The sequence below is a fragment of the Bradyrhizobium sp. 142 genome (assembly GCF_023074015.1).
Taxonomy (GTDB): domain Bacteria; phylum Pseudomonadota; class Alphaproteobacteria; order Rhizobiales; family Xanthobacteraceae; genus Bradyrhizobium.
Map to the genome: position 1 here is coordinate 41,512 of NZ_JADPKQ010000413.1, position 9,129 is coordinate 50,640.

Annotated in this window: 12 protein-coding genes and 1 pseudogene; 7 read left to right on the plus strand and 6 right to left on the minus strand. The window is 58.8% G+C overall.

Annotated features, from left to right (window positions below):
- The first annotated feature begins 288 nt into the window (after nucleotides 1-288).
- The 3 genes from IVA82_RS38010 (at nucleotide 289) to IVA82_RS38020 (ending at nucleotide 1,980) form a co-directional block, all read left to right on the plus strand.
- Complete coding sequence (locus tag IVA82_RS38010; protein ID WP_247493809.1) at nucleotides 289-945, plus strand: hypothetical protein; 657 nt, start codon at nucleotides 289-291, stop codon at nucleotides 943-945.
- Nucleotides 942-1,148, plus strand: coding sequence for a hypothetical protein (locus IVA82_RS38015; RefSeq protein ID WP_247385063.1), 207 nt, complete (start codon nucleotides 942-944; stop codon nucleotides 1,146-1,148). Before IVA82_RS38010 ends, IVA82_RS38015 begins: the two co-directional genes overlap by 4 nt.
- Nucleotides 1,149-1,254: 106 nt before the next feature.
- Complete coding sequence (locus IVA82_RS38020; protein ID WP_247385064.1) at nucleotides 1,255-1,980, plus strand: hypothetical protein; 726 nt, start codon at nucleotides 1,255-1,257, stop codon at nucleotides 1,978-1,980.
- A 240-nt stretch (nucleotides 1,981-2,220) separates the two neighbouring features.
- On the opposite strand, the gene IVA82_RS38025 is transcribed toward IVA82_RS38020, so the two are convergent.
- Together IVA82_RS38025 and IVA82_RS38030 are read right to left on the minus strand one after the other, a co-directional pair.
- Nucleotides 2,221-2,985, minus strand: coding sequence for a transporter (locus IVA82_RS38025; protein WP_247385065.1), 765 nt, complete (start codon nucleotides 2,983-2,985; stop codon nucleotides 2,221-2,223).
- Between the two features lie 289 nt (nucleotides 2,986-3,274).
- Nucleotides 3,275-3,697: a hypothetical protein gene (locus tag IVA82_RS38030; protein WP_346658728.1), complete on the minus strand. Its 423-nt coding sequence runs from the start codon at nucleotides 3,695-3,697 to the stop codon at nucleotides 3,275-3,277.
- A 159-nt stretch (nucleotides 3,698-3,856) separates the two neighbouring features.
- On the opposite strand from IVA82_RS38030, the gene IVA82_RS38035 reads away from it, so the two are divergent.
- Nucleotides 3,857-4,111 (plus strand): hypothetical protein, encoded by a 255-nt coding sequence (locus IVA82_RS38035; protein WP_247385066.1) that lies wholly within the window; start codon nucleotides 3,857-3,859, stop codon nucleotides 4,109-4,111.
- Between the two features lie 12 nt (nucleotides 4,112-4,123).
- Here IVA82_RS38035 and IVA82_RS38040 read toward each other — a convergent pair whose 3' ends face one another.
- The 3 genes from IVA82_RS38040 to IVA82_RS38050 form a co-directional block, all read right to left on the minus strand.
- Nucleotides 4,124-4,390, minus strand: coding sequence for a hypothetical protein (locus tag IVA82_RS38040; RefSeq protein ID WP_247385067.1), 267 nt, complete (start codon nucleotides 4,388-4,390; stop codon nucleotides 4,124-4,126).
- A 20-nt stretch (nucleotides 4,391-4,410) separates the two neighbouring features.
- Nucleotides 4,411-4,593: a hypothetical protein gene (locus tag IVA82_RS38045; RefSeq protein WP_247385068.1), complete on the minus strand. Its 183-nt coding sequence runs from the start codon at nucleotides 4,591-4,593 to the stop codon at nucleotides 4,411-4,413.
- A 285-nt stretch (nucleotides 4,594-4,878) separates the two neighbouring features.
- Nucleotides 4,879-5,406 carry a hypothetical protein gene (locus IVA82_RS38050; RefSeq protein WP_247385069.1) on the minus strand — a complete coding sequence of 176 codons (528 nt, stop codon included), beginning with the start codon at nucleotides 5,404-5,406 and terminating at the stop codon, nucleotides 4,879-4,881.
- Nucleotides 5,407-6,712: 1,306 nt separating this feature from the next.
- Between IVA82_RS38050 and IVA82_RS38055 the strand changes: the two genes are divergently transcribed.
- Together IVA82_RS38055 and IVA82_RS38060 are read left to right on the plus strand one after the other, a co-directional pair.
- Nucleotides 6,713-6,967 carry a hypothetical protein gene (locus IVA82_RS38055; protein WP_247385075.1) on the plus strand — a complete coding sequence of 85 codons (255 nt, stop codon included), beginning with the start codon at nucleotides 6,713-6,715 and terminating at the stop codon, nucleotides 6,965-6,967.
- A 156-nt stretch (nucleotides 6,968-7,123) separates the two neighbouring features.
- Nucleotides 7,124-7,390 carry a hypothetical protein gene (locus IVA82_RS38060; RefSeq protein ID WP_247493810.1) on the plus strand — a complete coding sequence of 89 codons (267 nt, stop codon included), beginning with the start codon at nucleotides 7,124-7,126 and terminating at the stop codon, nucleotides 7,388-7,390.
- 878 nt (nucleotides 7,391-8,268) lie between these two features.
- Here the strand turns inward: IVA82_RS38060 and IVA82_RS38065 are convergent.
- Nucleotides 8,269-8,634: a nuclear transport factor 2 family protein gene (locus IVA82_RS38065; RefSeq protein WP_247385071.1), complete on the minus strand. Its 366-nt coding sequence runs from the start codon at nucleotides 8,632-8,634 to the stop codon at nucleotides 8,269-8,271.
- Nucleotides 8,635-8,775: 141 nt separating this feature from the next.
- On the opposite strand from IVA82_RS38065, the pseudogene IVA82_RS38070 reads away from it, so the two are divergent.
- A pseudogene (locus tag IVA82_RS38070) lies at nucleotides 8,776-9,033 on the plus strand (transposase); the annotation flags it as partial.
- Nucleotides 9,034-9,129 lie beyond the last annotated feature (96 nt).

The following is a 9,129-nucleotide window of genomic DNA, read 5'->3' on the forward strand; positions in this document are numbered from 1 at the left end:
ACAAGCCTATCGCATTTCTGCCCGAAGGCGTATCTCGCAACGGCCGCTATTGTCCCATCTCGGACCTTCGCGCCGTCCCCTCGTTGGGCTGCTCTCGGCCGCATACCGGAAACACGGCTAACGGGATAAGAAGCACCAAGCAGCTCACGGCAGCGGTGCTGTGCCCATTGGATTTGGTTGGAAATCAGTCCGCGCGACGCACCTAAAGTTTGCCTAGATTTATCCTGGCAAACAGGAGTTGGGGGCCAAGCAATGGCACTATTTAAATCAGCCAATCCCGAAAAGACGGTGCAGCGCGACATCGACACAGCCAGCAGAAACCGCGAGCGCGTTTCTGCTCAGCTCGTCGAGTTCGAGCAGGCGATCACGCGTCACGCGGCTGCTGCGAGGCAAGCCGCGCTGACTGGCGATGACGCCGCCCTTGACCAGGCGGAAGCCGCACTGCGCGCCGCACAGGACCGTAGCACCACCTTGAAGGCGGCTCTCACGGAAGTTGATCAGCAGTTGGAGGCCCTTGAGCGTACCAAGACTGAGATGGAGGATCGCAAGGTGCGTGCCGAGACCGCCGCCGAGATCGAGCTTCTTGTGCGCAAGCTGACCGAAGTCGGCGCGGAATTCAACAGCACCGCAGAGCGCCTCTCCGAGTATACGGCTCGTGCCGTGCCGGTGGTTTTCGAGGCGCTCGGGCTCGACAAATTCATGGCAATCTGTCGCGCGGAGGTGCCATCGGCACTGGAACTGGTCAGCACGTTGCTGCGCGCGCATGCCGATGCCATCGTCTGTGGCAGGGCACCCGCCACGCTGCCGCGCGCGGAGGAGCCGGCGCCGAAGCTCCAGCTCACAGCGAAACCCGCTCCCCCCGTTGTGCCCGATCCGGTGCTGGTCGCGGCGAACTTCCAGCGGGTTGATCGCGGTCCTGACCGCGTCTTGATGGTGCAGCCGTGAAAGCCGCACCGCCGGGCTGGGAGCCCCACCTCATCACGCATCGGATCGATGGTTGGCTGATCGACCCCAAACACGAAGACCGCATCCCGGCCGCCGTGGCCGAGATGATCGCCCGCGCGATGCCGCAGCCCGGCGATGACACCGTCGCTGCGATCTACGCGCGCATGCTCGTGCGGCACAGGAAGGTGCTTGGTAATGTCTGAACGCAATTCGGCCGAGGAAGGGAACGCGCAGTTTGTGACCGCTCTCGCCGGGTCGGAGGCCGCTGCCGGCGTCGGAGGCACGACCGACAACGGCAGCGGCCTCGATGTGGAGATCGAGCGGTACGGCCAATTGCTTGCGGCGATCGGGCGCACGGCGGATGACGACGTGCGGATCAGCGTCCACGAAAGCGGTCATGCTCTCGCCGCCCGGCTGCTCGGGAAGCCTCTCGGCGGAGCGACCATCGATCCCGATCCGAACGGCAACTATGGTGGCCTTGTTTGGGGGCCGCGCTACAGTGTTGCATATGGAAAGCGTGATGATCGGGATGACGTGCCGGAGCTTTGCGATACGTTGCGGGATGTGATGCCGCAAGACGGCGAACCGCGCGATGCTGCCGCCGATGTCTACCTGCACGTGTTGAACCGTTGCATCGAACTTGTCGCGGCCTCGGTCGCCGAGCGCATGCTGCTTGACGGCGAACCTGTGCCTTCCATCAGTGATACGATCAAGTACGCGTCGATGATTTGTCGGTCGGCAGAAGCGATCGAGCGGTTTGTCCGTCTCTGCGAGACCATGGCCGATGATCTGTTGCGGCCTCACAGGGATGTTCTCGGTGCACTTGCGGCCGCGTTGCGCATTCGTCGCACGCTGAACGGCGCCGAGATCGATAGGATCATCGCGGAGTTTGAGGCGCACAAGGCGCTGGCGGCTGAGCACCGGCGGCGCGCAGATTGGCGCAAGGCCGAGGTTGAGGCCGAGCACTTTCGGGCGCAATGTGTTCATATCGGTGCCGCAGCGGTGCCACGTTCTGCACCGGATCGGATGCGGTAATCGGCGACTTAAGGATCGGAAGGCCGGCGGATGTACCCGTGCCTGATGATCTTGAAAGGCCCCGACGTGCAACGCGTCGGGGCCATTATTTTGCGCGGTAATATGCAGATGTCGGCTCTTTGGCACGAAGCAAAACGTAATCTGCGGGTAACATGTTTTGCGCCTTCCCAGAAAAGGTGCAAGCAAGCACATCGACAGAAAGTACGGACGCCTGCTAGTTGGAGGCTAGGTCTATATGGATCAGGGCCCGAAGACGGCGGAGACTCCAGCCAAAACGCGCCATGTCGGGGTTGCTTGAATTCCGTTGTAGTCGTTAACGACCGGAATGCCGACCATCACGTAGCTCGACCAGTTCTCGACCGTCAGGCGCAGACCCGGCGAAATGAATATCGTGTTGCCACCTGAGTTTGGATCGGCGATGCCGAAGGTGCGCTGCTTGTCGTGCCACTCGCCATTGATCTCAAGCAAAGCGTCGAGGGCAACATGACCGTGCGGAGCGGCCACCATGGGGGTCTTGGTCACCATCCGCGAGCGATCGTGACCAGCATGTGCATAGGCAGCACGCGGGTCATGGGAATGCGGCTCGCTCGCCGTTTCGCCGAACAGTCGGTAGGCCAACGCGCCATTATAGAGAAACCGGTTGCCGAGATTGGTGTCTTGAGTCCCGGTCCCGGTTGCAATCGCGAGTACGTTGGCGTGAAAGCTCAAGGCGGGATACAATTGCTGGCTGAGGGCGACACCGAACAAGCCATCCCAAGACCCCGATCCGGGCTGAAACTCGGCCTCGAAGATTTCCCCAAATGGATCGACCAGGTTGGTCGCGCCCGTCGGGGCCTTGGCGCCGAACAGCACCGCCGCCTGCGTTCCACTCACCCGGTTGTTCAGAAAGCGATATTGGCCTAGCACGGTCACATCGCCAAACCCCGATGTGTTGCCGCGGTCACGGACGGAGGCGCCGTCGGCCGGATCCTCCTGCACGCCTTCGAGAATACCGGTGCGGCGCACCCATGGACGTCGTTACCGATATTGGCGAGCAGAGTTGGATTGCTCAGTTGCTTTAGCCGGAGATAGTCAACGAACGCGGAAAACGCGAACTGGCCCTGATCGAGGGTGCCAGCGCCGATGGTGAAAATGCCGCCGGCACCACCGATGCCGCCGATGCCTGGATGATGCGCCGATGCGGCGCTCGCGCTGATCGCCGTGGATGCAACCAGAGCCGCAGTGAATAAGAGTCGATTGGTCATTGTCCGCCCCCTTTGACATCACGCGCGGCATCCATTGTACGTTAATTCTGTCACTTCCGATATTGGTCCAATACCTTCGGCACGCCGCGCCAGCAGGCGCTCCAAGCTCGTCTTCCGCATCGACAGGGGAGCATGCGGAGGCCGTTTCGGCCAGAATATCGAAAGCACAAAACTGCACCTCGTGATCGTGCTTGCGGGAGTGAAGGGCATTGAAATCGGAGATGCCATCGACGCCAAGCACGACCGCTTCGCCGTCGAGCACAAAGTGTTTCTGCCTGATCTTGCGCGCGGCCCTCGACGATCCAGGGATAGCGGCTGGTCCAATTGTGGCCCCCGCGCGTGATCAGGCGCACGCGGTCGCCGTCGCGCTCCAAGCGGAGGCGATACCCGTCGTATTTTACTTGGTGAAGCCAATCGGGGCCGTCCGGGACTGTTGTGCCCTTGGTCGGCAGGCAAAACTCAAATGAACGCATGCGGGAAAAATAGGCATTCTCGGCTGGTTTGGGAGTGGAACCTGCCGGTACGCCGCCTTAACCTTCGTTCATCTCGCGGAGCTTGAACGACAGCTCGTGCGCCGGTCCGGCGCCGGACCGCGAAATAGTTTGTTAGCTTGTGCGTGTGAAACTTGGGTCGTGCCGATTACCGTCGATTGCGGCACACGGAATGGGGATGCCGGCCCCGGCTGTCTCCCCAACCTGCGGCTGGGGGCCGTTTTGAACTTGCGCAGCATTGTTCAACCCCGGTCCACAACTATGATTAAGGGTATTGCTATCGCGCTATTTGGGCTGACCATTCTTTCACAGCTCGATCAGGCGTTCTTCTATGGCCGACATAGTGACGCGGCGCTCAGGCTTGTGCGCGAGATCAGCCGCGGTTTTGGGCTGTAGGCACATCACACGTCAGTAGTGCGTTGCGGCGAGATGTCCGGAGTCGGCTGTAGAGCGGAAGTTACGTCCAGGAGGCGAGCCGGCGCGATTGACCAAGGCGGGCTCCCACCCCTCCAAGCGAACTACCACCGCATCCGCTACATCGTAAGCGGCGGCAAATCTAATCAGGTAACGGCGTTTCCTCTTTACCATGCTCAGGAGATCATGGTCTTCCCGCCGATCGTGCTTGCCGCCGGTTTGATCCTGATCGAGTTCAGGAACGTTGCGGCCCGCAATCATGGCCAAGATCCCAGCGAGACTCAGCGGCAGGCACCATCATCCTGGTGGCGACGCACCGATAGTGCGGCATTGACGGGCCCTTCCATCAACTCATCGTCGGTAATGACTTCATACGAGCCCGCCGGTAACAGCCGCTCGATACTCGCGATCCGGAATGGATTTGAAAACCACTGTTTTACGTCGCGATCGGACCGCTGTTTCATCGTCATTCTCGCACATTGGCTACGGCACGCCGCCGCCATAGCGGCTACCTTCGTTGACGTTTGCTAATGCCGCACGCCGCAGTTCGCTTTGATCGCGCTCACCGGTCGCAGCACGTGCGAGGATGTTCTGTACAATCTGCAAACGGTTTGAGGTCGTGAGCAACAGGCAATACGTTGACTACTCAGTTCTATGACTTGCTTCGTTTGCTCCGACTTGTCCGTGCGCCTCTCACTGTCGCGCCGCTCAAAAAGAGACCAATGGCGTCAGTGCAATTGCAGCGGAAGTTACTCGCCATCATCTTCGAGTACGCCGTTGCGAGCGATGGAGCCTCCCGCAATTTGAAGCGAAGAACCAATCGCCCAACAGCATGCGATCAGAATGATCGAACCTTGAGACAGGACCTGATCAAGGACAATCATGCTGACAGACAGAAACGCCGCAATCGCGGCAACGAATGTGCCTACCGCACTAAAAATCTCAGCCGCATCGGTACCGCGGTTCCGCTCTTCCGGGAGTCTCGAAGTCGATCCCTGAGCAGGACCGCTAGGCAGATCGATGCCGATGTAGAAGCTGAAAGCTCCGTAGAGCATCATCAACAAGATGAACCAGCCGCTTCCAAACATTTCGTTTTCTAGGCGCATCAATGCTGCGGCCACGTACACGCCGCACGCCCCTCCAACCGCAGCGAGTCCAATCCTTTCAAGGAGATGCGCCGATTTGATGAGAGCAGACGGAGCTACCCATATCGTAGCCGCGACATAAGTGTACTTTGCCACAGATAATGCATTGGGAACTACATTGCTCATTTTCATGTTGTTCCTCCTTTAACCGGGTAGCCGACGGCGCGCGACATGGTCAGCAGACTGCGGGGATGGGTGCACTTCACATCTTTGGAACAGCAACTTTGGAAAGAGTTTGCCGATCAATCAACGGCACTGGCTGCCATTTAAATGGAGGCGGTGACTTCGGTGCGTCGCCGTTTTGGGCAGCTGTCAGGCAAGAAATCCGCTTGCCTGCTAAAGGAGTCCTACTCCGCTTCAGGTCCAACGCCTAATGAATAGTGACTGCTAATCAAGGCGGTGTGAAAAATCCAAGAGGCGGCAATGTCGCTCGTGGTGATTGCAGTGAGCCTTAGGATCGGCCGCTGGGTGCGCAATGGTTTGAGGCGGCGCCGCCAATGCGTTGAGCTGCACCGGATGTTAGCAACCGGACTAAAGCAAAAACGGATACAGTCCGTTTCGAATACCGAAGTAATAGAGCGTCGCATGAAATCACAGAGGGCCGCCAGCGTGACTGCTAGCATGAGCAATCCCAAGCCGCCCGTGATCGCCACCATCATTGCCACGGCGACGAACATGCGACCTAACTGTCAGCGGATGGCGACCTGGTTGGCGGGAGGGACCGCTTGGTCTTCGCCGCTTCGGCCTTCTCGAAAAACTCCAGAGCCAAGATATGCATGGCCTGCGCTTTTTTTGGATCAGACTCGGCAAGAGCGAACCGGGAGGCGACCTCGGCTTGCCTTAAATAGTAATCGACAGATTGCACCCGCCATTCTCCCGCGTGAACGCGGCGGCTAACGCGACTTCAGAGCATTTGTTCCCGGCCGGAAGCGACTGCTCGGTGCGCGGCGGATAAGGAAGAAGCGAGCGGCGCGACTGCATGGCAGGTCAGTTGCGAAGGGCGCGGCCAAAATGAGACAACCATAGCGCAGACTGGGGCGGTTCCTTCGCGTCATATCGTGCAGAGCTAAACTCCTCCGTAGATCTATGCTGCAAACCGGAGGCTGACCCTCATATTCGACACTTGTAAGAGCCGGAAATTGGCGCTACTTAACGTTGAGAATGTTATCCGTGACAAGTGTGTGCGCGGCAACTGAATTCGATCTGTGGGGGCACAAAGTTGAGCCGACGCGCGGTTGGAAGATCCGAGCACGAATTGCAAGAGATGACGCAGATGCTGGCGAGCCTATGCAAAGCCGCGCAACGACTCCCCGAGGGACCAGAGCGACAGAATGCAATAAGGGAGATCGATGGATTTCAGAGGCGGCTGGCCGCGTTAGTTGCGCGCCCTCTAGGCTGAGGTTCCTGTCGGGGCGCCGGTGCGGGGCACGCCGTGTTGATGTCCCTGCAATTCCACCGTGCCGTCGAGCGCATGGAAATATGGAGCGCAAGCAGCGACGACTTTTCGTTCGTGATCACATATGAGAGCCCCGCCGGTCCCGGATTTCACGGGCGCTCCGGCTATGTGGCATCATGGCGCCCGGTTGATCAGAGCCGTGGCGCGATCAAGATCGGCGGCTCTCCATTCAAGACGTTCGCGGAGGCCGAGGAAGCCTGTAACGCCGTACTGAAACATCTGACCAAGCCAGATTGAGTGTGAAGACAAAGAGCCTTCTGCCGTGCGCCCGGCGCGGACAGGCGCGGTCGCGATGTGTGTCTGTGCCCCAATTCCCACACTTGCGACCAAAAGGGCATCCGTTTGTCACCTTTCGAACAGACAGGCCAAATCCACTCCGTTCCAACTCCACTATTGGAAGCAGTCATCGGTTGGGGAGGCGAAATGGAACGTTCCCTGTTAATTGAGATGACGCGCGACAAATATGTCGAGGGTGCAAGCAACGAGCCTTCGATCATCTCGACCCGAGGCGATCTTAAGAACGCGGTCGCCTCGTTTGTCCGCAATATGAACGCGCGTCCCGATTGCGAATTGCCCTTCTACTTGGCAACGCTTGGCGTATCGCTGCTAACGGCGAACGATGCGCTCGGCTGGAGGACGCTCATTGAAGGATTGAGGTGATGGTTCGAATGATAAATATGCGGGATCGGCAATGACGGAGCGCGACAAGGGGGCTCCTCCATCCAGGTTCTTGGTTCGGCAGGGGTTCAAGGGCTGGATGGTTTACGATCGGCAACGTAGGGGGCCAGCGGTTGTTGGGATCAGTCTGGCGGTCAATTTGACCAAGGAACAAGCCGAGCGCATCGAGCGGACGCTAATGGATAAGCGCGAACGTGGGATCATCCCCGATTAGGACAGCGTCCAGCGTCATTCTATTACGGCCTATTACGGCGTTGGGTGGATTGTGTGCAACATGATAGGGGGCTTAATGACATATTGTATAGTCGTCAGAGCATCTGGACGAGAGCTAGATCGCTTGCGGACACATGCTGCGCAGATTGCGCGCGATCAGAAATCAGATTGGTGGGTGGAGACAACTGAGAAAGGAAAAACATTTTGCTTTGAGCACGCAAACGCGAGGGCCTCATTCAGGGCGGACTGCGAAAGAGACAGTATTCAGTTCAGCGAAGTCTAATCGGCGCTAAGAGATTGAGAGGCCAATTATCGAAAGCAGCTCCCGAAGTGCTCTCGATCGTCAGGCGAGACGCTCGAAATCCACGCCACGCGCGTCCGCCTATGGGGCATCGATCTAGCACGTCAGGCGGTAGCTGCGTGCCGGGCGACGGCGGCATGCCCCAGCGCATCAGCGTATCGCGTGTCTAGCTTCCGTGTTGCGGATGCCGCGCGGGATTGCATTAAGACGCGGGGGATCGCCCCAAGTTGCCCACACAGAGCGATGTCGGGGTGAAAGGTTTGGGCGCGAATTTCGCAAAACATGGAAGCCGCCTTCCATAGGCGACTTCCGATAATTCAATCACGAATGCTAGACGATGAGCGTGTTAGTCTTTCGGTGGCGGCGCTTTTGGGAACGCCGCGAGCACGCGAATTTTCCAACTACCGGCTTCGCGCACGTCCGTCGCTGTCCAAAGTCCCTTGAAATCCATAGGCTCGCCAGATGCATTCTTGCCGGTCAGATGGAACTGACCGACTGCAATCAGGGTGTCAGGCCCGACAGGCGAAACCTGATCTACGGTTATCTCGTTGTGATCGAACCCCGCTTTGAACACGCCTGCATATGTCTCTGCGATGTTCGTGTGAGGCCCGGCTGCGTTAATCATCATGCCGCCGTTTGCATAGAGCGCCGCAATTCCTGCTCCGTTCTGCTTGTTGAAGTTCTCCGCATAGGCGGCCCCAATCTTTTCCACCTCTTGCTTGAGGCTCTGATCTCCGTCAGCGGCAACAGAGGGCGAAGCGAGGGTAGAGCCGGCTCCGGAAATCTGCACAGGACGTTAAGTGGAGTTTCTGCCTGACGACGGGCACGATAGGCCCGCGAATCAGGAGAGACGATGAGCAGACGAGCACGCCGGAATCACTCACCGGCCTTCAAGGCGAAGGTGGCTCTGGCCGCCGTCAAAGGCGATCGGACGATAGCCCAACTGGCCGAGCATTTTGACGTTCACCCCAATCAGATTACGGCGTGGAAATCGCAGCTTGAGGGCAATGCTTCCGGGATTTTCGGACCAGGGGGCGGGCCGCCGGCCGCGCCCGCAGTCGATGTGAAGTCGCTGCATGCCAAGATCGGAGAGCTGACGCTGGAGAATGATTCCTAAGAAACGGCAGCAACTACTTTCGGCTCCAAGGGCTGGAGAACAAAGCCGAATGCCTTGGCACGCCGATGCAAATTGTTGACCACTCGCGTC

What these genes read in the sequence shown, in the direction of transcription:
- IVA82_RS38030 (WP_346658728.1), bottom strand. Translation starts at nt 3,697, where the DNA reads ATGCGTTCATTTGAGTTTTGCCTGCCGACCAAGGGCACAACAGTCCCG.
- IVA82_RS38040 (WP_247385067.1), bottom strand. Translation starts at nt 4,390, where the DNA reads ATGATTGCGGGCCGCAACGTTCCTGAACTCGATCAGGATCAAACCGGC.
- IVA82_RS38045 (WP_247385068.1), bottom strand. Translation starts at nt 4,593, where the DNA reads ATGAAACAGCGGTCCGATCGCGACGTAAAACAGTGGTTTTCAAATCCA.
- IVA82_RS38050 (WP_247385069.1), bottom strand. Translation starts at nt 5,406, where the DNA reads ATGAAAATGAGCAATGTAGTTCCCAATGCATTATCTGTGGCAAAGTAC.
- IVA82_RS38055 (WP_247385075.1), top strand. Translation starts at nt 6,713, where the DNA reads ATGTCCCTGCAATTCCACCGTGCCGTCGAGCGCATGGAAATATGGAGC.